We start from the raw sequence: 22,623 nt of genomic DNA, 5'->3' as shown, positions 1-22,623 counted from the left end.
AAAATACGAGAATTACTGAACAGAGTATATCCAGTAAATATAATTAAAGTAGAATCAGTAACAGATGAAATCTTTAGATGCATTGCTAAAGAAGGGAATTACATTGCAAGAATTACAAATTATAAAAGTTTTGATGAACAATTAGAAGAGGTTAAATATACGGATTTCTTATATAAAGAAGGATTGGGTGTGTCGCCAACCATATCTTCTATTAAAGGTAAGGTTGTAGAAAGGATAACTCTTGAAAACAATGAAATCTTAACTGTTCTTTATAAATCTGCACCTGGTGAACACCTCTCAAGGAATGATTGGAACGCACAGTACCAAGGGGACGGGTTCACTGGCCCTTCCATTCATGTGCCAAGGGACCTACCCCTGTGGTACTTAGTGTTAATGGAATAACTGTTATCGTATGATATAATATAAATAAGAATAACGATGAATTGGCTGCTGAAAATGAATTATTTGAATGGTCAAATGAAATTATAAGGTATTGAATCCATTAGAAGTAAGGAGGCGATTTTATGAAAAAAGTAGATGCTCAGGCGGCAAAGGTGTTGGAAGAAATTGTTCAAGATAAAGATCAATCCTTTGAACTAAATGGACAAAAATATAAAATAGTGGCTATTGATCATAAAGATGATTCAGAAACAACTGTAGCTGAAGATGTAGAAAAAGACCAGGAACTAAAACGAAAATTACTACAGGCTAAAAAGGATATTAAAGAAGGTAATTCCTATACTTCGGAAGAAATGAGAGAAATGATACGGAGCGGCCAAGTATAAATGAGGTTTATTTGGCTGGAGTCCACAAAGGAAGCATTCGAGAATATTAAGAGTGAGCACTATTCTTATAGTGAAACCATTGAATACAAGTTAACTTTATTAGAACGTATTGAGAAGAAAATTATAACGGTTGGAACTAGTACGAGAGCAGATAAACCGGAATGGAAAGGAAGTCATGAAATACATGTAGATAGATTTATTATCTACTACTCCTTTTCTGATGACAAACAAACTTGTTTTATAGAATATTTTAAGCACTCTAGTCAGCATTATTGAGCTATCCTTTACATAAAAAAGGATGGCATTTTTTATATATGCCCCGTACCATAGGGGGGGTTTTTGTTCATGCCTTAAGGTGCCTGTCTCTGTGGTAATTATGGTTAGTCTCTTCTTATACTAAAGCATTAGTTCAATAATAGCGTCTTTTGTCCTTTCTGTAACGATGTGGATCGTTTCACTTGTTATTTATGGAGTTACGGCTATGATGGTGTTTAATTAAAAGGACAAGCATCCTAATTTTGACTTGATTTAGAACCATCTCGTTCTGAAGGCCTAATGCAGCTGAAGTGTAAATGAAAAGGAACAGCTCTTTTTTTGATAAAATTATTGAGAAATTAGAAGCTTCTAAATTGGTGGAAGGCATTATTTAATTAGGTTCTGGAGTGGATGGACAGATAATCTAATTTACTATATCCATTCAAATTAGCTCTTATGAAACAGACGGGTGCGATTGTTTAACAATCGCACCCGTCTGTTTCATTATCGGAGCAGAAACTTTGAATAGATCAAATGAAACTTCTCTAGAAGCACTGCGACTATTTTCATAAGGAGGTCTTATATGAAACGAAAGAATTTTATTTATCTCATTCTATTCTTATTCTTTTTAGTCGGGTGTATCCATCAGACAAGTGAGGAGACTACCTTTGATGAGGAAGGAAACGTTGGGACAACATCGTGGGCGTTCAAGTTTGTAAAGTATAATGATATTTCTTATGAGCTAACTAGTATAGAACTTAATGAAAGCAATGTAGGAGAAAAGATTGGAGAGGTTAAACGAGATCTTACCGATTTGGATACGACTGGAAAACTCAATGAAGTCGATTTTGACGCAGTGGGATTGACGAAAGGAACACCTTTGTATAAAAGCAAGGAAAGTAATGATGCAATCATTTATAAAGAGAACAACATCTATTTCATTGCTAAAAAACATTCTTAAGCTAACGGATGAGATAGTTAAAGAAGACATACAGAAAGAACGCTTGGTTTTAAGACCCCAACCTTCTACTCATAAGAATCTCATTCGTTACACACCCTATAAGTACTGAGACTAGGGAGTGACATATATGAACGTTGCACAATTGCTTATTAAATGCTTAGAACATGAAGGTGTAGAATATATCTTCGGCGTTCCGGGCGAAGAAAATATTGATATGATGGACGCGATTAAAGACTCAAAGATTGAATTTATTACGACACGTCACGAAACAAGTGCAGCCTTTATGGCGGGAACTTACGGTCGTTTAACCGGGAAACCTGGAGTCTGTTTGGCGACGCTTGGGCCAGGGGCTACAAACTTATTGACGGGTGTAGCAAACGCTAATATGGACCATTGCCCACTTATTGCGATCACGGGGCAGGCTGGATTGAATCGCCAACATAAGATTTCGCATCAGTATTACGACCTCGTAGATATCTATGAGCCCGTCACGAAATGGAATGCCCAAATTAAGACAGGAGAGATCGTACCGGAAGTCGTAAGGAAAGCATACCAATTAGCAGCTGGGGAGAAGCCGGGTGCGACCCATATTGATTTGCCCGAAGATGTAGCGGGGATGGAAGTGGACCTTGATCCTCTTTACATAACAGAGCATGTGTTACCTCAAGCGAGTGAAGACGTTTTGAAGGAAGCGGCTCTTTTGATTTCTAAAGCCCACTCTCCTCTGATTTTAGCTGGTAATGGGGTAACTCGTTGTGAAGGAAGTAAACACCTTCGTGAATTTGCTGAGAAGACGCAAATCCCTGTTGTTCATTCTTTCATGGGAAAAGGAGCCTTGTCTTGGAAAGACGACTTAAGTCTTCTTACAGCTGGATTGAGCGGAGGAGATTACATTACTTGTGGTTTTAAGCAGGCTGATCTCATTATTACAATTGGTTTTGACATGGCTGAAACTCCTCCGCAAAACTGGAACCCTACAGGAGAAACACCTATTCTTCATATTGATACAGAAGAGGCTGAAATTGATGCTTATTATCCCGTTTCTTTAAATGTCGTGGGAGACATTAAGAAAAATCTAGAGCAATTAATGGAGAAGGTTCCAGAACAAGCTCGTCATTTGGATTGGGCGAAGTCGATTCGCAATAAAGCGCTCAAGGAACTGGATTCCTATAGAAATGATACTGGTTTTCCAGTCAAACCACAGAAGATTATTTCTGACCTTCGTGAGGTATTACGAGATGAAGATATTGTCATATCAGATGTTGGAGCTCACAAAATGTGGATCGCGCGAATGTATCATACCGCACAACCAAACACATGCCTCATATCAAACGGGTTAGCTTCAATGGGAGTAGCTGTACCAGGGGCAATCGGTGCGAAGTTAGCACAAAGGGACAAAACGATTGTGGCAGTGTGTGGAGATGGCGGTTTTCTTATGACAGGTGCAGATATAGAAACAGCGGTAAGATTGAATTTACCGATCGTCATTTTACTATGGAGAGATGAAAAATATGGACTTATTGAATGGCATCAAATGAAGAAGTTTGATCGTCCTGCTCATATTGATTTTGGGAACCCAGACTTTCTGAAATTTGCTGAGTCATTCGGTATGGAAGGTATACGAGTGGACCGGGCTGAGGATTTAAAACCAGCCATCGAAAAAGCGGTCGCCATGAAGCGTCCAGTCTTGATTGATTGTCCTGTTGATTACAGTGAAAATATGAAGTTAACCGAAAAGCTGAAGAACATAACGTGTGAATGAGGTGGCATGATGAGGATCAGTTCGATCATTAACGGAGAAGAGTATAAAGACGAAACAAGAGAATCTCTAGAAGTAAAGAATCCTTATAATCAAGAAGTAGTAGCGAAAATGGCTCTAGCGAAAGTGGAAGACTTACATAATGCGATTGATGTAAGTTTTTCTACGTTTCACGATACGATGAAAGAGATGCCTGCACATAAACGAGCGGATATCCTGCGTAAGGCTGCTGATCTGTTGGAAGAAAGAGAAAATGATTTTGCTCAAATCATATCTCGAGAAGCGGGGAAGCCTATAAAATTTAGTCGCGGTGAGGTGCAACGTTCTGTACAGGTCATCCGCTTTGCATCTGAACAAGCAAAGGATATTAATGGTGAAGTCATTCCGATGGATGCTGCGATCGGTGGTCAAGGACGATTAGGCTTTACGAAACGCATGCCTCTCGGTGTTGTTGCAGCTATTACACCATTTAACTTTCCGCTCAATCTTTCTCTTCATAAATTAGCTCCAGCGATTGCAGCAGGGAATACGATTGTGTTTAAGCCTGCTGAGAAAACACCTGTTTCAGCTTACATGCTCGTAAAGCTGTTTCATGAAGCTGGCCTGCCTGTTGGAGCTTTAAACTTAGTTCTTGGGTTAGGGGAAGAACTAGGTGATCCTTTAGTTGAGAATGACAACGTTCATAAAGTAACCTTTACCGGTAGTCTTCCTGTGGGCAGAAGAATTCGTGAAAAAGCGGGATTTAAAAAAGTCACGCTTGAGCTTGGTTCAAATTCGCCTAACATTTTATTTGAGGATGCGGATGTAAAAGAAGTGGTTACAGATTTAGTTAAAGGCGCCTTTGCTTTCTCAGGGCAAGTATGTATATCCGCCCAGCGTGTTTACGTTCACCATTCCCTGTTTGAATCATTCTTATCGGAATATAAAACCCAAACCGAAGATCTTACAATTGGTGACCCTCTTGAAGAAGGTACGGACTTTGGCCCAATGATTACAGAAGAAGCAGCTGAACGCGCGAAAACGTGGATCGATGATGCCGTGAAAAACGGAGCAAAGATTGAAACAGGTGGAGATCAAAAAGGCACGCTTCTAACTCCGACGATTATGACGAATGTTAAAAGCGACATGAAAATTATCGCAGAAGAAGTGTTTGCCCCAATTGTGTCGATTATTCCATTCGAGACGGAAGAAGAAGTAGTCAAAGCCGCTAATGATTCGATTTATGGACTTCAAGCGGGGATCTTCACTAAAGATATTAATCGCGCCTTCCGAGTTGCTGACAAGGTTGAAATGGGCGGGGTATGGATTAACGAAATCTCTACCTACCGCCAGGATAACCATCCTTATGGTGGTGTGAAACAAAGTGGAATCGGACGAGAAGGTGTGAAGTACGCGATAGAGGATATGACAGAAATAAAATTTTATGGAGTGAAATTGAATTAAAGGAAGAGGGCATTGGCTGAAGCCATGCCCTCTATTTTTGTAAGGTTTAAACTGCACTAGGAATTATAAGCGGTTGAGTTCATATTCCTTTTTTGAAATAATTGGATAAGAATCACGCGGACAAAGGGGTGTCATAGTGAACAAACGAATAGCTTATGCGATTTTTAGTGCAGTATTATTATCAGGCTGTCAGTCCGTCACGGGGGAAGAGGAGAAAGCTTTAGAACCAGAAAATAAAGATCAAGCGGTAATAAAGGAAAAAGAGTATACGTTTGAGGAGTATAAAGAATTGTTTCAAGAGTCTGTTTCTGAAGCAAAAGCGTTTGATGTTCATGACGAAGGAGTAGAGAAATGGATAACGCGCATCATTTATCAATCCAAACGAAATGGAAATGACAATGTAAAAGAAGAAATGGTGCTAGAACAAGCGAAAGAATCACATCAAGAACAGAAGGATTGGAAAAGCTACGCAAAAGAAACATATGACGTTCAGGTAATGGAGGAAGAGGTAGATCGTTATATTGAAGAAGGGCCAGATCAAATGGAAGTGATGGAACAACAAGCTGCCGCGGAGGCACTTGGAATGACTTCTGTGGAGTTCAATCATTCATTTGATCGGGATCATTATGAGATGGCCGTTTTATTTGAAAAACTCCTTCCTAAACTAAGAGAGGAATATGATGATTCTTCTCCTGGAAATCTTATTGAACGTTTTAAAGAAGAAGCAGGAAAGGATAACGAGTAGGAGATGAAGTATGGAGGAACAGCTAAGAATCTTTGATAAAGAGAAAAATCCTATTGGGGTGGCATCACGGGCAGATGTTCATAAATATGGGTACTGGCATGAGGTGTTTCATTGCTGGATGACTACACGAATAAATAAAGAAGAATACCTGTACTTACAATTACGTAGTTCCAATAAGAAAGATTATCCAGGCCTTTTTGATATCACTGCTGCCGGTCACTTACTTGCTGAGGAATCGGTAGAGGATGGTATACGAGAGGTGGAAGAAGAGTTAGGTTTACGAGTTGCATTTGAGGAATTAATTTCGTTAGGGACTCTTTCCTATCATGTTGAGACTCAACAAATTATTAATAAAGAGTATGCGAATGTGTTCTTATATAAAGGGAACCACGATTTTAATGATTTCAATCTACAGATAGAAGAAGTAACAGGAATGATGCGTGTAAAGTTGAGGGATTTTGAACAGCTCTGGTTTAACAAAAGAGACAGTATCATAGGGTATGGCTTTAGGGTAGATGAGCAAGGAGATAGAGAACTCTACGAAAACCGACTAGTACGATCTGATTTTGTTCCACATGAGGATACTTTTTACGGGGAAGTCATCCGTAGAATAAAAGCTAATGTATGATCTATCAAAAAAATTGGACTAAAACACCTCAAGCAGAAGCGGATCTGCTTGAGGTATTTTTTAAAGTTTCCATGTATTGGACTGTGCTAATTCTCGCATTAACTCTTCTGACTCACCTGTATTACCGTTAATATAGTAGGACTTAGTTATGAAAGAAGTATCTAACTCAACGTCCCAAAGAGGTAAATAAACCAACTCTGTTTCTTTAATTTCATACCTCGGTTTTTTAAGCACGTAGTTTCTGTTGATTTGTTTATCCTGCACATCCGGCACATAGCGAGCTAACAGATCCTCCTTACTGATTACCGCTTCTTTTACTTCAGATGCATGTACTTTTTTCTGAGCGGTTGGCGGAATGTTTGGAAATAACCCGCGATACCCTGTAATGGCATCAATAAATACCATGTTAGGCTTTACTTTCGGCGTAAACGGTTTTCGATCTGCAATAACAAGCATTTTAACAATCCACATAGGATAATAGATCTTAGTTTTCTCTTTAATACCTTCTTGAATTGTCTTTTCAGTGAAGTGACGGTTCCATCGCAAAGTGGGTTTCACGCTCTTATAAATGGATGTAGATAAATCTGTTTCTTGAATCTTTCCTTCACCTAAAATCGTAACATTCATTGGATCACCTGCTTATGCTTGTATGTTGGTATGATACTGATCTACTTGAAGTTGAGTTGATTGAGATGGAGAGGCTGTCATTAGGCTTACTCCGATGGTTAGGATTGCAGAAACGGGTGCAGACACCAGATGTTCTGATACTAATGCAAAAGGAAGTAGTGCCATAATGATAAACGTTACGGTACCACCTACCATTCCTGCTAGAGCTCCAGCTGTATTCGCGCGTTTCCACCATAATCCAAGTACTAGCGGGAATCCAAATGCCGAGAGCATAGCACCACTTACCCAACCAACCATAACGGCAATAAGTTGAGGTGGATTAATGGCGAAGATAATCCCGACTACACTAGCAAGGATCATAACGACAAGACCTAGTCGAGTAACTGTCTTCTCGGAAGCATCTTTGTTGATGTGTTCCTTATAAATATCATGTGCAATTCCTGCGGCAACAGCGAGTAGCATCGCGTCAGCAGAAGACATAATCGCCGCCAATAACCCTGCTAACATAACCCCAGCTAGAATCGGAGGCATATAGTGTTCAATGACTGAGATGAAGATCATGTCCTGGTTCTCAAGAGATTCAGCAATGCCTAAGCCAGCGCCTGCTGAAGCAATGAAGAAGCCAAATATAAAGACCGTAACATAAAGGAAACAAGCTCCTAGTGCCGAGCGCCGAGCCGTCTTCGCGTCACGAGCTGCAAAGTTCCTCATAACAGCTGAAGGGGAGACAACTCCGAACCATAAAAACGCAACAAATAAACCAAAGTACGACATCCAAGGCTGCGTAACATCACCAAACTGTGGATCAACAGCCAGTGCATCTTGGATTAATGTGCTGACTCCACCATGGTCCATCAAGATGATAATCGTTAAGATAAACATTCCAATAACCATAACGGCACCTTGAATTAAGTCCGTATATGTAATGGCCCACATTCCTCCAAGCGCTGCATATAATGTAAAACCTAGTCCTAAGATGATGACGGCTGTTACATAATCAATGCCTAATACATAGGATCCAATTAAACCAGAAGCTGTCAATTGAGGGATCATGTAAAAGGTCATACAAAAGACAACAATAATAGCGGATACAATCTGTACCGACTTTCCGTATCTCGTTTTAAAGAATTCAGGTAATGTTTTAACCCCAGCTCGTCTGATTTGACCAGATATAAGAAACATAGCAAACGAAGGGATGGCTACTGCCCCGAATCCATAGGCTAGCAAGAAAGGTATACCTAAGGCGACACCCGAGCCAACAGCACCCATTAGAGAGCTAGAACTCGCTACGGCAGCGAAGAAGGCGAATGAGCCAACAAAACTATTAATTTTACCACCCGCTGTCCAATAGTCCCCTTCAGAAGAGTGGGCTCTCTTAGCAAACCAAATGCCAATTCCGGTCATAATTAATAAATAAATTCCAAGTATTGTGGCTTCCATTATTTGCATAAACTCACTCCTTATTCAGCTTCATGCTTCTCTATTTTTTCCATCCAAATGACGTAGATCACCGTTAATGCGAGCCATATGAAGAAGCAGGCGAACATGGCCCATCCTACTAGGGAGATGCCGCCTATGTAAGTGTCAGTTGGCCACCAAATCCAAAAGATCAAAGCTATTGTTGATAAGAGGATGACCATGATAATGCCTGGGTCTTTCCACTTTTTTTTCGTTAATTTCTCCATTTAGCCATTCCACTCCCTTATTATTGATAGAGTTTTTCGTAAACAGATTGAAAGACGACAAGATCAAAAATGGACGCGCCGACAGATTTGAACACAATGAGTTTTTCTTCAGGAGCTGTTGGTGAATGTTGTTCTGTAATGATTTTCTCTAAGTCCCATGCATTTTCAAGGTTACTTCTTAATGCTTTGGCACGAATCATATCTCCTGATTCGTGTAAGGCAGATGGCGCATCCACGTATATGTCATCTGCATGTTGTAATACATCATCTGAGATCTCCTGCATATCAGGACGGAATGATCCCACACCCACAAGTAACTTTCCTGTCCATTCGGATGGACTTAAATTGGGTAATACAGGTTTGGGTGAGGTCGTCGTGGTGACGATTATATCTGAGGCTCTAACTAGCGTTTCAGCAGTGGAAACGCTGAACGTTACATGTGGAAAGGTTTCTTCAGCTCTCTCCTTAAAATCTTCTGCTTTTTCTCTCGTTCTGTTAAAGATATGGACTTCCTCAATATCCCTAGCAACGAGCGCGGACTGTAAGTGACTCCACCCTTGGGTCCCGGTTCCAATAATGCCAAGTGTTTTCGCGTCTTTCTTCGCAAGATAGGACATCCCGAGGCCTCCGAGCGCTCCTGTTCGTAATGCGGTAATGGCGATCGCATCACACAGTAATAATGGTTCCATTGTCTTGCGGTTATGAAGAATCATAAGCCCATGGATCGTATCTTTCCCAGCCTGCGAGTTCTCTGGAGCAACTCCAACAAGCTTCGTGGCATAGTAATCTCCATAAAAAGCAGGCATCAATAAAGCGGTATTCTTCCCATCATTAATGTGCATTCGGTCAGGGGAAATATAGGATTTGTCCCCAGTCTGGTAGAATGATTCAATAGCCTGCATAGTCTCTTGCATCGAATAGTGTTCTGTAATTTCTTCTTTGGATCTAACGTTCAAAAATAATTCCTCCTTTCTTATAGTTCACCATATTAACAAAATTTTCAGAAAAAATAAAATGATAATGTCTTAGTCGGTTAGTGTTTTAGATGAAATTAGGTCTAAATGCCTCTAATTAGGATTATCAGAATCTTGTTATTCCTGCTACACTTATAAATAAAATAGAAGAGATAGAAAAGGAGAGGTGATAATGAAAAAGAATTCCATCTATGTAGAAATTCCTATTCATGCAGAAATGGAGGATTTGTGGGAAGCTTCACAAAATCCCGGTTTGCATGAACAGTGGGATCTTCGCTTTTCTTCGATTTCTTATCAACCCAAGGAACGTGAAGATGATCCACAAGAGTTTACATACAGAACCAATATTGGTCTTGGTCTTTCAGTAGAAGGATGGGGGAGAAGTAAGGGCACTCATGATGGTAAAGATGGTTCGAGGACATCCTCCCTTCACTTTGGTACAGGTCAGAAGATCTCTATTATTAGAGAAGGGAAAGGCTATTGGAAGTACATCCCGAAAGCTGATAAGGATATGACATTCCTAACTCAATACGATTATCAAACCAGATTTGGTACGCTGGGAGCGTGGGTGGACCGGTTGTTCTTTCGTCCTATGATTGGCTGGGCAACAGCACTGAGCTTTGACGTTCTTAAACGGTGGCTTGAAAAGGGGATGACGCCTAAGTCTCAGTACTTGCAGTTTTTTGCTTATTGGATTCTATCCTTTTTCTTCTCTTTCATATGGATCTACCACGGGTTGATTCCTAAAGTCTTATATAAGCACCCAGAAGAAATAGCGCTAGCAGAAAGTTTACTGCCCCTCTCAGTGTCAGCAAATTTTGTTGTATTTTGGATGGGGATTGCTGAAATATTGTTTGGTCTATCATGGTGGGTTATAAAGAGGCGAAGGCGGCTGTATTATTTGCAAGTACTTGCTTTTCCCTTCCTTACCGCATCGGCGATCATGGCGGACCCAAGTACGCTAACTCATCCGTTTAGTCCACTAACCTATAATAGTAGTTTATTTTTATTATCTGTACTCGGACTTGCAGTGAGTAGGGACGTACCCACCGCTAAGAATTGTAAACGGAAGAAAAAGGAGTCAGCCTGATGCCAATCTATTCACAAGTGTTGGGGGAGGAGTTTAATCAACTGCACCCCATGCTTCAACAACGTTACAAGCATATTGAGAAGGAACCCTATGAAGGATCTGGAGTCATGAAAAGAATATCTCGAGGTGCGAAATGGATGTCCCCGCTAATGATAATGGGGGCCAGGCGAAAGCTCTTGTTCCCTGAGAAAGGAACGTTCATTCCTTTTACCATTAGACATAAGCCTCAAACGGGTGAAAAGGGAGAGGATCAGGTGCATTGGGAGCGTGTGTTTTATTTCAAAGGAAAGAAGCGGTATTTCAATGCGCTTATGAGTCTCGATGCTGAGCGTGGGATCATTAAAGACTATCTCGGAGAGCCTTCTGTTATGTACTCTGATTTAGCATTAACCGTTCTTGAAAACGGTGGTTTGCATATTCAGTCAAAGCGACAACGTGTAGTTATTGGAGAAAAGGAAATCCCTTTGCCGCGCTTCCTGCAAGGGGTGGCAACTGTAGTTGAAACGTTTAATGATGAGCGTAATGTGTATGAAATTAAAGTGAGTGTTCAAAACCCGATTATGGGAACGATCTTTTCTTATGAAGGGGAGTTTACGGAGGATGCATAATATCCCTACTAGTCGAATGAAAGGTACGTTTCGAGTTGGCGAAAAAGTTCTTAAGGAACAAGTAGATTCTGAGCGGACAGAAGTGGGCTTGGTAGAGGATATGAAGGTATATAAAGAAGATCTGAACATGCATACACTCTCACCAACGATTGTCGACTTTTATGAACGAACGACTGGCTACCGCTTATTTACAAAAGTGAAATGGAGAACATGGTTTAAGCCATTTGCGTTCTTGTATCGGATATTTAGCAGGAAGACGCAACAAATTAACCTACCCTTATCGAGTAGGGAAGTAGAAATGACAGGTGATATTGTGCCTGTATCAGAAGAGGCAGATGGTCGGCATCGTCCGAGAGCATGGGTGCGGAAGATAGGGGAAGAGGTTTGCTTTATTGCCATCTATTCTTTTCATAAGACAGCAGAGCGTACCTATATGAATATAGGACTTCCTTTGCCTTGGTCTACCATGACGGGTATTCTTGAGCTTAATCAAATGGAAAGCAACTTAAGTTTATCTAGTAAACGACTTAAGTCGAAGGATGCTGACTCCGGAACGTACTTAACAGTGAAACATAAACGCTTCAAGTTGCCGATTGAAGAATATTTTTTGGTGGAAGAAGTGGGGGAAGGGAACTTACGTGCAACGCATAAGATGTGGCTTTTTTCTATACCTTTTCTAACGATTACATATCGAATAGTTGCTAAATCGAGTTAAATTAAGAATACATTATAAAAAGGAAGGCCTAGTTCAATATGAATTAAGCCTTCTTTTTTTAATAATACCTTTATGGTTACTCGGAGTCTTCAGGTTCATATTCATAGTGGGATCATATGGATTTAAAGAAAAGTATAGATTGTGGATGGTGATGTTTTTTGAAATAATTGGTACAAGAAATGGGGGCGAGATCATGAAGGAGAATTCATATAGATTCACCAACAGGGCAGAAAGAATTATAGATCTTTTAAAAGAGTATGACAATATTATTCAGCCTTATCACTTTCTGATAGGTGCCTGTGAAGAAGCGACTGGTGTGTGTGGGGAGCTCTTCTTATATTTATATAAACAAGTCGGGAGTAACTTCATGAAACAAGTTAAGACAGCGTGTGAAGCTCCACGAGAAGAGTACATAGAATGGAATGGATTGAACATTTCCTATGCTTCCTTAAAGGTGTTAGAACGTGCAAACGAAAAGAAAGAGAATTACGGACAGACCCTAATCAATGAAGGACACATTCTGTTTGCGGTAGTAGAGTTAGAGAAAAATCTTAGAAACGTATTATCGAAAGAAATATTAAAACACATTTTTCAAATAGCCTGTACACCAAGAGATCTTACTGTCTATTTAGAGGGGTATTTACATAAGCCATTCTCTCCTCAAAATGAGATCAGAAGAGCGACACCATCAGACCTTCCTGCTTTAAAGGATTACATTCGTGTTGAATTTGGAGAGAGGTGGCTCGAACACGTTAACCACGCTTCTAACAAGGTGGAGATTCCTATCTTTATAGCGGAACGTAACAACACCATAATAGGCTTTGCTTGTTACGACCTTGTCCGCAAACAAAAAAGCATTTTTGGTCCTATGGGCACGTCAAAAGATAAACGATGCCAATTTGTAGGGAGAGAATTGTTGGATACGTGCTTAGTAGAAATGGCTAAACTTCGTTACCCTTATGCAATTATTGATGAGGCGGGACCGGTCGAATTTTATGAGAAGGCTTGTAACGCGAAGTTGATTCCTGTAAGTCAATAGATGAGTTGACCAAGTGGTGTATTAAAGCTTATGGGTAAAGACAACAAAAAGGCAACCTCCCCTTAAGGAAGCTGCCTTCTCATAATTTGACTTCATATATGGTGTTTCAACGGTACGCTTAGGGACAAGGAGGCCGATTACGACTCCTAGAATCGCAGGGAGCATCCAACCAAGTCCCATGCTATATAAAGGTAAGATGTCGTAAAAGGATTGGACTGATTCTAATACAGATACGTTCCATCCTGGCAGGCTCGCAACAAGTGCTTTATACTCGTCAAATGGCTTTTGGATCTGTCATGCCTTTTGATTTGATCGCATTAATGACCACGATTCTAAACGCAAGGGTAGCCAAAGCGTCCATTGTGTTGTATCCTTCTGTAAAACCAGTCATGAAGGCCATAACATTAGACAACAAGACTTAAAAATGTGACCGAATTTATATAAATTCGGGCACATTTCTTTTCTAGAATGTAAGAGCTACTTGTTCTGTTTTCTTCAACCCAACTTGAATAATTTCATCCGCTTGGTCTGGGAACTGGTTGTGTCCTTCAATGACGAGTGTTGTAATATCTTCGATTCCCCAGAAGTTTAAGATATTTGTTACATAATTGACAGCCATCTCTGAAGACTGAGCTGGGCCTTCAGAATAAACGCCACCTCGTGCATTTAACAGAACAACCTTTTTTTCTGTTAACAGTCCTACTGGCCCTTCTGCAGTGTACATAAATGTTTTGCCTGCTTGTGCTAAGTAATCGAAGTACGTGTGCAATACTGCTGGGATCGTAAAGTTCCAGAGAGGGAAGGCGAATACGACTTTGTCTGCAGCAAGAAATTGCTCTAGATAGCTGTTCACAACAGATGCAGCTTTTTCTTCTTCGTCCGTTAATTCGATTCCTTTTGACTGTTTGAACATGCCATTGATTTTATTAGTGTCATAGTAAGGAAGGTTTTCTTCAAACAAATCTAGCTCAGTAATATGGTCATTAGGATGTTGTTCTTTATATTGTTCTAGAAATGTATGGTATAATTTCACGCTTACAGATTGTTCAATAGGTCTTGAATTTGCTTTTATAAAAAGTACATTTGCCATATATAATGCCTCCAGTAAGTAATTGTTGTTATAGCAACTATCGGGGGGATGTCCATTATTGTTCTTGGACATTCTGATTGATTTTCGTTAATAACCGTTCAAGCTCGATTAATTCATCACTTGAGATTCCTTTACAGACAATATCATTAAATTCTTCTGCAACCGGAATGACTTGTTCACCAAGTTCCTTGCCACTATCTGTGAGAAACAGCATGAGAGAACGACGGTCTTCCTTAGGATGCGCCCGATAAATATAGCCTTTTTTCTCCAAATTAGAGGCCATTCTAGCTATGTTTGTTTTGTCTTTATCAAGTTTCTCACCTAATTGATTTTGAGTCAGGCCATCTTTTTCCCAAAGCAACATCATAATTAAGTTCTGCTCAGGTGCCAGATTGAAATCTTCTAATTTTGATTTAATAAACTTCGTAAGATTCAGGTCAGTCTGGTGAATTTTAATACTAATATAATCTTGAAAAGATAACTTCAAAAGATTCCCTCCTGAATTTAGTTGCTACACAAACTGTTTTACTTACGTTAGTATAATTAGTAATGATGAAATTGTCAATTCAGTTGATTTAAGGTGTATGGATATTAGAGTAAGGTACAATTCTTGATATTATAAGATACTTATTATTAAAATAGTTGTTACAAATACTATTTAGTGGGGAGGAATTAATAATATGCAAAGCGAAAATCGGCTAAAGCGAAGTGTTCGTGATCAATGGTACGTAGAGTACCAAGAGATGAATTTTCCAGCTATTCAAAAAGGGTGGGTATTGCCTGCTGACCGTTGGAAAGATTTTGATCCATTTATTTTAATGGCAGAGGATTGGTTTAAAAAAGGGACATTTCCGGATCACCCTCACAGGGGATTTCAAACCGTTACTTATGTCATTGACGGTAGACTTGAGCATATTGATAATGGTGGAGGACGAGATATATTAGAGCCAGGTGATGTTCAATATATGAATGCTGGCTGGGCTGCTCGCCACGCGGAAGATGGTGTAGAAGACGATGTTGCTCACACCCTTCAATTATGGCTCAATCTTCCTCAGGACAAGAAACAAACAGAGACGCTCTATCAAAACATTTATGCCGAAGATGCTCCTACTGTTAATATCGATGGAGGGTCGATTAGTGTATATTCTGGCAGTGTAGCCGGTGTAAAGGGACCTATGGAATCAATTGTTCCCATTACGTTATCTAAAGTGAACCTTACAGAAGATGCATCGTATACACTAGAACTACCTGAAGATCATAATGCTTTTATCTATGTACTGTCAGGGGAAGTAGAAGTTGGAGAAGAGAGTACAACTCTAAAAAAACATGGCGTTGCTACGTTAAGCTATCATGAGAATGGAGACTCAGACAAGCTAAGTTCACTTCACCTTAAAGCAAAGAGAAGACGAACAAAGGTACTCGTTTATTCTGGTCGTCCAATTAAGGAAACCATCGTTCCTTATGGTCCTTTTGTTATGAATTCAATGGAAGAGATTAAACAAGCTTTTCAGGATTTCAGAGACGGGAAGTTTGGGCCTCCTGCAGTGTAACTCTACAAATACGATTACCACCATTTAGGTTCGATGAAAAAGACCGCAATTCTAAAAGGGAATTGCGGTCTTTTTATAGACTGATATAGAAGGTTTTGAAATAATTGGTATGAGGTAGTAAACTGAATCTTTTTGGGAGGGTGAATCCATGGAGGAAATTACGTTGTTACATAATGAGGGTGTTATAAAATATAGGACATATTCCATTCAGTTGTTACCAAGAGAATTCCAGCTCTTTCAATACCTATATAAATGGCCTTCAAGAATATTCACAAGAGATGAACTCCTTGATGCTGTTTGGAATTTAGAAGCCCCAACAGACAGAACGGTGGATGATCACATCTACCGGCTTCGTAAAAAGCTTAAGCCTTTATCTTTTGTGGTTGAGATTGAGACTGTAAGAGGGAAGGGGTACCGTTTACGGGTTTATAAAGAGACTCAAGTTAGTCCTCTATCAAAAGATGGTGAAGTATCCACAAACGTAAAAACATTGTTTCATAAATATCACCTGTATGGACAAGGGGATGCCTTAAAGGTTCTAGAAGAGAATCAATCCGTATTTGGCGTTACATTAGATCCTCAGAGTCGTCTTTATCTCCAGTTCATGAAAGGGGATATTAAAGGACTCGTCGAAAAGGAGGAAGTCACCTTTTGGGAAAAGTGCTACTATCTTTTGCATATCTATTCTTACATACAGCCCGATCAAGAGAAGAGTTTGTCTTACTTTTTAAAGGCTATGGATACACCAAAGATGCCGAGTTTTCATAAAGATGAAATCAGACTTTTAAATCGTATACCACTTCTCATCTTTACTAAGCATTTGGAAGAAGCGGAACAATTGCTTCAGGAATCGAAGAAAGAGATTTATGATAAGAAACTTGAGGGCTTTATCCCACTCCTCTACTTAGCAGAGTTATATCTATCATTTTTGAAAGAAAGCGGCTCAGTAATAGAAGAAAAGCTACTGGAAATGGAACAATTACTAGTGAAATACCCTTATTCTAGAGAGCGGTCCACCTTCTTTATTATAAAAGGCATATACCATCTCTACAAAAATGACCATGAGGGGGCAGAAAGGTGGTTCCAAAAAGGGTTTAAGCAATTTACGGAAGCGAGCTACGCACCAGGTGAGTTAATTAGTGTGAATCTTATTCTTTTCTTTATGAAAGAGTTTAATAGTAAAGGGGCCATTACAGAGCGTTATCAACATCTTATGGATCAGTATGCTCAAAGCTTTCATTTTTCGGATTTAGAGCAGAAGATTTATAAGCAATTACACGATCACTTAGGATAGAAGCCTAAAATTTCTCCTCTGATAATCTTCTGACATTCACACATTATAATGTGATTAAGAACGAATTAGAGGAGGATGAAGATGGAAAAGAAAAATTCCATTTGGCGAAATCAAAATTTTGTTCCTTACTTTTTAGCCAACGCCCTATCGAACCTTGGGAATTGGTTTGACTTTGTAGCTGTTCTTATTTTATTCAGATATACTTGGCAAGCAGATCCGATGTTAATTGCGCTAATCCCAATTATGTATGCCATACCTAGTATCCTGTTAGGGCAGTTTGCAGGTGTGTTCGCAGATCGAAAAGATAAACGGAAACTGCTTATATACTCAGACTGGATCCGCGGAGGACTCACTTTGTTGATTGTATTAACGACTTCACCTTGGTTTGCGCTCCCTGTCCTTTTATTGCGCAACGCGGTCGGGGTAGTTAGTTTTCCTGCTCAACAAGGCTTAATGAGAAGCATCGTAGTCGAAGAAGATATTATGAAGGCAGTAACGATTAATGGAAGCTTATATCAACTTATGAAAGTCGTAGGCCCCCTGATCGGTGGTTCCGTAACGGGTTTCTTCTCACCAGAAGTATCCATAGTAGTGAACGCTGCCTCCTTTATACTGTCTGGGCTGATTTTGCTTAAGGTAGAAGTGAAGCACCAAGCCTTTCAAGAGAATGAAGTTCAAGAGGGCAAAGAAGCGAGCAGTTTCCTCACTTCATGGAAAGAAGGATGGCGTATCGTTTTAAAAAGTCAGGTCCTCTTTGCCAGTATGATGTTTGGGATTGTAAGCACATTAACGATTCAAATGATTGATACTCAAATCGTAACGTTGTTTAGTGAGGTGTTTCCTAATAAACCTGAAATAACAGGGTGGGCGATTTCTGGCATTGGGATGGGTTCACTTATTGTGGTCCTTTATTTAAATCGGTTGGATGAAATCCTTAGGTATGGATGGTTCTTTGGTATGGGTAGTGCGTTGATAGGAGTCATGGTTCTTGGGTTTGGTTTCCTTGATCACTTCAACCTAGTGACAGTAGCCTTAGGGCTTTCAATTATTGGCGGTGTTGGGAATGGGATCACATTTACAGCCATCAATTATTTGATTCAAAAAGAACCTCCACAAGAAGCAATAGGCAGGGTATCGGGAATTGTAGATTCTACTTTAAGTGTGCTGTTTATCGCTGGTCCTTTGCTTGGAGGGATTTTGATTAGTCAATTTGGGGTGCTGTTGGCTTTTAAGGGAATCGGGATAAGCTTGGCGGTGATTGGACTCCTGGGGATCGTTCTACAGAATTATATCTGGGGTAAGCGGCACACATTTTCGAAGTCACAATTAGAGAGAGAAGCCTACCCTGAAATTGAAAAAGGCGGGGAGCAGGTATAGTTCAACCTGTTCTTGTACAGAAGAATCTTCTTATCAATGTGAATTGTTAGGGGGTAAATAAAATGCCGCAGTTCCTAGTAGGAACTGCGGTTTTACTTGATTTCTTAACTCTCATACAAGCTGTTTGGTATAACAACAGAGAAGTTAGAGGTATACTTTATCTTTCATTTCTCACATAAGTACCAGCAATAAAGTCGTGAATCGCTCGTTTGTCTTCTCTTACAGCGACCATAATGGCACTAACGATAAAGGCAATTCCTAATGTAAATCCGTAAAGGAGTCCTGCGACTATAACGCGCAGTATCATGGTTATAATCGTAACGTTCTCACCGTTTTTCTTGACAATCCGAACATTCATTAACCGCTTTCCGATTACATATCCTTTCCAAATCACTGGGACTATGATTAAGTATAGGGTACTTAGTAAATCTGTAATATTATAATCCTCTTTATAGAAATCCCCATAGAAAAGAAACGTAATAAAGCTCAAGATCACTCCAACGATAATCCCGTCTATAAGGTTAGCCAGTAAACGAACCCCAAATCCAGCTGGACGTTCCATTGGATCTCCTCCTTTATAATAAACATGAATTCCTCCCACATTGTACTACTATTGAAATAACGGTTCCACTAATTTTTGTTAAGTAATCTATAGAGTATCTTCTTATTATTTAATATTCTTATTTGAAGGAAAACATGACGAGATTCCATTATTTAGTAGACGATTTGAGGTTGTTTTTGTAATAATGATTTCAAAGTGTAAAAGTTTTCTAATACATCAAAGATAGGAGATGCTGCCTGAGGAGGGACCAAACGTGCTGAAATATGTAGTATCGCAGTCCATTCTCGACTATGCTCTTGATTATACCGATGCTCATTTAATCCTCAGAAATTCCAATTTATCGAGAATGGGGCGTTCAAAGCTATTGAATCAATTTCGCCAAAAGAGGATGAAGACAATCATCGTTTACTTCAATCTGCCTAATCAAGTCCTGGAAGAAAGAATAGAACGAACGAATCGAAGTACCGACATATTTAGAGTTGCCACTACGTTTGAAGAAGTACTAAAGAGGCAATCAGTCAATGAACAAGAAGATCTTTTACCACCTACACAATCGGAAACGGATCATTTGTTTGTGATAAAAGGCGCTCAAGACAACCAAACTGTCATTAGTGATATCTGCAACATTGCAGAATAGTTCTAGAAGGTTGAGGTGATGGAAGATGTGTTTAATTAACTTTGCTTATAAAATAGATAGCACCTATGATTTAGTTGTAGCAGCAAACCGCGATGAGTTTTACCAAAGAGAAACAGCCAAAGCCCGCTTTTGGGAGGATGCTCCACATGTGCTTGCAGGACGAGATCTTAAGAAAATGGGAACATGGATGGGTGTCACGAAGGAAGGGAGATTTGCAGCACTGACAAATTATCGAGACCCAGATGAAGATACAGAAGGGAAGCGCTCACGAGGGGAGTTAGTAAGTGATTTCTTGAAAGGAACAGCGTCACCGAAAGAATATCTAGAGGCTGTTCATGAGAGGAACCATTCTTACCCAGGCTTTAATCTCGTCGTTTCGGATGGAAAATCTTTATTCTATTATTCAAACCGCGAACGGGATATTCGGGAACTAGAGCCAGGCATTTATGGCCTAAGCAATCATTTGTTAGATACACCCTGGCCGAAAGTGCAAAAAGGAAAAGAAGGATTGGCGGCGTGCTTGGACAGTGGCTCAAGTGAATTGGATTCTTGTTTATTTCAAACGCTTCAACGAGCAGAGCCTGCTAATGATCAAGACCTTCCTGACACTGGCATTCCTCTAGAATGGGAGCGAAGTTTATCTCCTCTCTTTATTGATACGCCGAATTATGGAACAAGAGCTTCTACATTGGTCTATCAAAACCAAAGCCAAATTCGATTTGTTGAGAGGGTATACGAGGAGAAAGAGTTTGAAGATCGAATCTTTACCCTATAAATACCTTTACAGCGTAGAATGAATTCTATATAATAATTTCCAATTAAACAATTTTAACCTTTGAAAAAGAGAGTAGTCGTTTTGTGACCTTTAGAGAGCCGGGGATGGTGGGAGCCTGGTGGTAAAAAAGCGATGAACCGGACTTTTGAGGTATAGCTCTGAAAGAAAGTAGGGGCTATCGGGACTTGCCGTTATCAAGTACATAAGCTGACCTTTCTGTTTCTGAAAGGTAATGAGAGTGGCACCGCGGAACGATACCCGTCTCTCCTCCTGTAATGGAGGAGGGGCGGTTTTTTTGATGTAGAAAGGGGAGTATGAGGATGAATGTTACAAATGAGATTAAGACGTTGTTGGCAAACGAATTAAACGAACACCTATCACCCGAAAAGGTTGAAGCGTTACTGGAAGTACCGAAACACAGCAAGATGGGTGACCTTGCTTTTCCATGCTTTGAACTGGCAAAGGCCTTCAAGAAAAGTCCGTCTTCCATTGCAAGTGAGCTATCCATACACATGCAACCATCACCTTCTGTTGTATCTCGTATAGAAGCGGTTGGGCCATATGTGAATTTTTTCTTCAACAAAGCATCCTACACAGAAGAGGTCTTAGAAGCCGTTCAGACAAAGGGAAATCTTTATGGTGGTCACACATTTGGAAATGGGAAGACGATCACGATGGATTTATCCAGTCCGAATATCGCAAAACCTTTCTCAATGGGGCATCTTCGTTCAACTGTAATTGGAAATGCAGTAGGCAATATTCTAGAGAAGTGTGGCTACACTGTAGCTCGTTTAAATTACCTCGGCGATTGGGGGACGCAATTTGGTAAATTAATCGCTGCTTATAAGTTGTGGGGAGTAGAGGAGAAAGTGCGTGCCAATCCCATTCAAGAACTACTCAAGCTATATGTGAAATTTCATGATCAAGCAAAAGAAGATCCGTCCCTTGAGGAGTTAGGACGTTCCTGGTTTGTAAAACTCGAACAAGGGGATCAAGAGGCGACAGCGCTCTGGGAATGGTTTCGGGAAGAATCTCTTCATTCCTTCGGGTCGATCTATGATCTTCTTAATGTCTCCTTTGATTCTTACAAAGGAGAGTCTTCTTTTCATATGCAGTCCGAAGATATTTTAAAGATGTTAAAAGAGAAGTCATTACTTGAGGAGTCGGATGGAGCTCTTGTAGTACGTTTAGATGAAGAAGGTATGCCGCCTGCTCTGATTCAGAAATCAGACGGTACGACACTTTATACAACCCGCGATCTAGCAGCAGCTATTTATAGAAAAAAAACGTACAATCATGCTGCCTCTTTATATGTTGTTGGAAACGAACAAAGCCTCCACTTTAAGCAACTTCGCGCTGTGTTGAAGAAAATGGGCTACACTTGGGCAGATGAAATCACGCACGTTCCCTTTGGCATGATGCTTAAAGATGGTAAGAAAATGTCCACTCGCAAAGGGAAAGTTGTTTTCTTAGATGAAGCACTCGAAAAATCAATCCAGTTTGCGAAAGAGAATATTGAAGAAAAGAATTCTGACCTTAATCAGAAAGAAGAAGTGGCACAGAAGGTCGGTGTTGGAGCTGTCATTTTCCATGACGTAAAAAACGATCGCCTCAATGACGTAGAATTCTCTTATGAAGAGATGCTGAAGTTTGAAGGGAGCACGGCTCCATATTTGCAATATACGTACGCTCGTGCCAAGTCGATTTTGAGGAAAGCTGAAGGAGCCACTACCCCTTATTTCTTTAAAGACGAGGACTGGGAGTACGCATGGTCTGTTGTTCAAAAAGTAGCTGCTTTTCCTGATGTCATTGAACAGGCTGCAGCACACTATGACTCTTCGAAAGTGGCTAAATATCTATTGAAGCTCGGTCAAGCGTTTAATAGTTATTATGCGAATGTACGTATACTAGAAGAAGGGCCTTACCTGGGAGGGCGTCTAGCGTTAACAGAAACTGTAGCCCTTGTGATATGTGAGGGGCTGAGTCTGCTTGGGATAGAGGTACCGGAAGAAATGTAAACTTAT

The 22,623-nt window shown here is 40.1% G+C and carries 25 protein-coding genes, 2 pseudogenes and 1 other annotated feature; of the genes and pseudogenes, 18 read left to right on the top strand and 9 right to left on the bottom strand.

Annotation, left to right across the window (positions count from 1 at the left end):
* Nucleotides 1–39: 39 nt before the first annotated feature.
* The 8 genes and pseudogenes from IMZ31_RS11950 to IMZ31_RS11915 form a co-directional block, all read left to right on the top strand.
* Nucleotides 40–318, top strand: a pseudogene (locus IMZ31_RS11950) (protein kinase); the annotation flags it as partial.
* A gap of 206 nt (nt 319–524) precedes the next feature.
* Nucleotides 525–785, top strand: a complete 261-nt coding sequence (locus IMZ31_RS11945; protein ID WP_207527597.1) for a hypothetical protein — start codon at nt 525–527, stop codon at nt 783–785.
* The gene (locus IMZ31_RS11940) at nt 786–1,061 is read left to right on the top strand and encodes a hypothetical protein (protein WP_207527596.1); all 276 of its coding nucleotides are present in this window, start codon (nt 786–788) and stop codon (nt 1,059–1,061) included.
* A 562-nt stretch (nt 1,062–1,623) separates the two neighbouring features.
* On the top strand, nt 1,624–2,001 hold the full coding sequence (locus tag IMZ31_RS11935) for a hypothetical protein (protein WP_207527595.1): 378 nt from the start codon (nt 1,624–1,626) through the stop codon (nt 1,999–2,001).
* A gap of 127 nt (nt 2,002–2,128) precedes the next feature.
* Nucleotides 2,129–3,763 carry an acetolactate synthase large subunit gene (locus IMZ31_RS11930; protein WP_207527594.1) on the top strand — a complete coding sequence of 545 codons (1,635 nt, stop codon included), beginning with the start codon at nt 2,129–2,131 and terminating at the stop codon, nt 3,761–3,763.
* A gap of 6 nt (nt 3,764–3,769) precedes the next feature.
* Nucleotides 3,770–5,203 carry an aldehyde dehydrogenase family protein gene (locus IMZ31_RS11925; RefSeq protein ID WP_207527593.1) on the top strand — a complete coding sequence of 478 codons (1,434 nt, stop codon included), beginning with the start codon at nt 3,770–3,772 and terminating at the stop codon, nt 5,201–5,203.
* 136 nt (nt 5,204–5,339) lie between these two features.
* The gene (locus tag IMZ31_RS11920) at nt 5,340–5,948 is read left to right on the top strand and encodes a hypothetical protein (protein WP_207527592.1); all 609 of its coding nucleotides are present in this window, start codon (nt 5,340–5,342) and stop codon (nt 5,946–5,948) included.
* A 10-nt stretch (nt 5,949–5,958) separates the two neighbouring features.
* Nucleotides 5,959–6,576, top strand: coding sequence for an NUDIX hydrolase (locus IMZ31_RS11915; RefSeq protein WP_207527591.1), 618 nt, complete (start codon nt 5,959–5,961; stop codon nt 6,574–6,576).
* Nucleotides 6,577–6,636: 60 nt separating this feature from the next.
* Here IMZ31_RS11915 and IMZ31_RS11910 read toward each other — a convergent pair whose 3' ends face one another.
* The 4 genes from IMZ31_RS11910 to IMZ31_RS11895 are packed head-to-tail and all read right to left on the bottom strand — an operon-like array spanning nt 6,637 to nt 9,844.
* Nucleotides 6,637–7,203, bottom strand: a complete 567-nt coding sequence (locus IMZ31_RS11910; protein ID WP_207527590.1) for a hypothetical protein — start codon at nt 7,201–7,203, stop codon at nt 6,637–6,639.
* A gap of 12 nt (nt 7,204–7,215) precedes the next feature.
* Nucleotides 7,216–8,652 carry a sodium:solute symporter family protein gene (locus IMZ31_RS11905; protein WP_207527589.1) on the bottom strand — a complete coding sequence of 479 codons (1,437 nt, stop codon included), beginning with the start codon at nt 8,650–8,652 and terminating at the stop codon, nt 7,216–7,218.
* Nucleotides 8,653–8,663: 11 nt separating this feature from the next.
* The gene (locus IMZ31_RS11900) at nt 8,664–8,888 is read right to left on the bottom strand and encodes a hypothetical protein (protein ID WP_036781844.1); all 225 of its coding nucleotides are present in this window, start codon (nt 8,886–8,888) and stop codon (nt 8,664–8,666) included.
* A gap of 20 nt (nt 8,889–8,908) precedes the next feature.
* Nucleotides 8,909–9,844: an ornithine cyclodeaminase family protein gene (locus IMZ31_RS11895; RefSeq protein ID WP_207527588.1), complete on the bottom strand. Its 936-nt coding sequence runs from the start codon at nt 9,842–9,844 to the stop codon at nt 8,909–8,911.
* A gap of 190 nt (nt 9,845–10,034) precedes the next feature.
* Here IMZ31_RS11895 and IMZ31_RS11890 point away from each other — a divergent pair, with 190 nt between their 5' ends.
* From IMZ31_RS11890 to IMZ31_RS11875, 4 genes are all read left to right on the top strand, one after another.
* On the top strand, nt 10,035–10,952 hold the full coding sequence (locus tag IMZ31_RS11890; protein WP_207527587.1) for a DoxX-like family protein: 918 nt from the start codon (nt 10,035–10,037) through the stop codon (nt 10,950–10,952).
* Complete coding sequence (locus IMZ31_RS11885; RefSeq protein WP_207527586.1) at nt 10,952–11,560, top strand: DUF4166 domain-containing protein; 609 nt, start codon at nt 10,952–10,954, stop codon at nt 11,558–11,560. Before IMZ31_RS11890 ends, IMZ31_RS11885 begins: the two co-directional genes overlap by 1 nt.
* Entirely contained in the window at nt 11,553–12,275 is a 723-nt protein-coding gene (locus IMZ31_RS11880) for a hypothetical protein (protein WP_207527585.1), read from the top strand. Before IMZ31_RS11885 ends, IMZ31_RS11880 begins: the two co-directional genes overlap by 8 nt.
* Nucleotides 12,276–12,468: 193 nt before the next feature.
* The gene (locus IMZ31_RS11875; RefSeq protein ID WP_207527584.1) at nt 12,469–13,314 is read left to right on the top strand and encodes a GNAT family N-acetyltransferase; all 846 of its coding nucleotides are present in this window, start codon (nt 12,469–12,471) and stop codon (nt 13,312–13,314) included.
* Between the two features lie 21 nt (nt 13,315–13,335).
* Here the strand turns inward: IMZ31_RS11875 and IMZ31_RS11870 are convergent, their stop codons facing one another.
* From IMZ31_RS11870 to IMZ31_RS11855, 4 genes and pseudogenes are all read right to left on the bottom strand, one after another.
* Entirely contained in the window at nt 13,336–13,563 is a 228-nt protein-coding gene (locus tag IMZ31_RS11870) for a branched-chain amino acid transport system II carrier protein (protein ID WP_256438030.1), read from the bottom strand.
* Between the two features lie 28 nt (nt 13,564–13,591).
* Nucleotides 13,592–13,711 (bottom strand): annotated as a pseudogene (locus IMZ31_RS11865) (branched-chain amino acid transport system II carrier protein); the annotation flags it as partial.
* Between the two features lie 66 nt (nt 13,712–13,777).
* Entirely contained in the window at nt 13,778–14,404 is a 627-nt protein-coding gene (locus IMZ31_RS11860) for an FMN-dependent NADH-azoreductase (protein ID WP_207527583.1), read from the bottom strand.
* Nucleotides 14,405–14,459: 55 nt separating this feature from the next.
* On the bottom strand, nt 14,460–14,891 hold the full coding sequence (locus IMZ31_RS11855) for a MarR family winged helix-turn-helix transcriptional regulator (protein WP_207527582.1): 432 nt from the start codon (nt 14,889–14,891) through the stop codon (nt 14,460–14,462).
* 193 nt (nt 14,892–15,084) lie between these two features.
* Between IMZ31_RS11855 and IMZ31_RS11850 the strand changes: the two genes are divergently transcribed.
* The 3 genes from IMZ31_RS11850 to IMZ31_RS11840 all read left to right on the top strand — a co-directional run bounded on the left by IMZ31_RS11850 (nt 15,085) and on the right by IMZ31_RS11840 (nt 18,625).
* Nucleotides 15,085–15,954 (top strand): pirin family protein, encoded by an 870-nt coding sequence (locus IMZ31_RS11850; protein ID WP_207527581.1) that lies wholly within the window; start codon nt 15,085–15,087, stop codon nt 15,952–15,954.
* 148 nt (nt 15,955–16,102) lie between these two features.
* Nucleotides 16,103–17,248 (top strand): winged helix-turn-helix domain-containing protein, encoded by a 1,146-nt coding sequence (locus IMZ31_RS11845; RefSeq protein ID WP_207527580.1) that lies wholly within the window; start codon nt 16,103–16,105, stop codon nt 17,246–17,248.
* Between the two features lie 81 nt (nt 17,249–17,329).
* A complete protein-coding gene (locus IMZ31_RS11840; RefSeq protein ID WP_207527579.1) occupies nt 17,330–18,625 on the top strand; it encodes an MFS transporter in 1,296 nt (431 codons plus the stop codon).
* Between the two features lie 157 nt (nt 18,626–18,782).
* Here the strand turns inward: IMZ31_RS11840 and IMZ31_RS11835 are convergent, their stop codons facing one another.
* Complete coding sequence (locus IMZ31_RS11835; RefSeq protein ID WP_207527578.1) at nt 18,783–19,187, bottom strand: RDD family protein; 405 nt, start codon at nt 19,185–19,187, stop codon at nt 18,783–18,785.
* Nucleotides 19,188–19,440: 253 nt separating this feature from the next.
* Here IMZ31_RS11835 and IMZ31_RS11830 point away from each other — a divergent pair, with 253 nt between their 5' ends.
* The 3 genes from IMZ31_RS11830 (at nt 19,441) to argS (ending at nt 22,617) form a co-directional block, all read left to right on the top strand.
* Nucleotides 19,441–19,824 (top strand): ATP-binding protein, encoded by a 384-nt coding sequence (locus IMZ31_RS11830; protein ID WP_207527577.1) that lies wholly within the window; start codon nt 19,441–19,443, stop codon nt 19,822–19,824.
* Nucleotides 19,825–19,849: 25 nt separating this feature from the next.
* A complete protein-coding gene (locus IMZ31_RS11825; RefSeq protein WP_207527576.1) occupies nt 19,850–20,599 on the top strand; it encodes an NRDE family protein in 750 nt (249 codons plus the stop codon).
* A gap of 51 nt (nt 20,600–20,650) precedes the next feature.
* Nucleotides 20,651–20,868: a binding site (T-box leader), on the top strand.
* A 51-nt stretch (nt 20,869–20,919) separates the two neighbouring features.
* Nucleotides 20,920–22,617: an arginine--tRNA ligase gene (gene argS / locus IMZ31_RS11820; protein ID WP_207527575.1), complete on the top strand. Its 1,698-nt coding sequence runs from the start codon at nt 20,920–20,922 to the stop codon at nt 22,615–22,617.
* The last annotated feature ends 6 nt before the right edge of the window (nt 22,618–22,623 follow it).

This window comes from Pontibacillus sp. ALD_SL1, from assembly GCF_017355605.1.
Note: the sequence above shows the minus strand (reverse complement) of the source record. Positions and strands in the feature narration are given on the sequence as shown.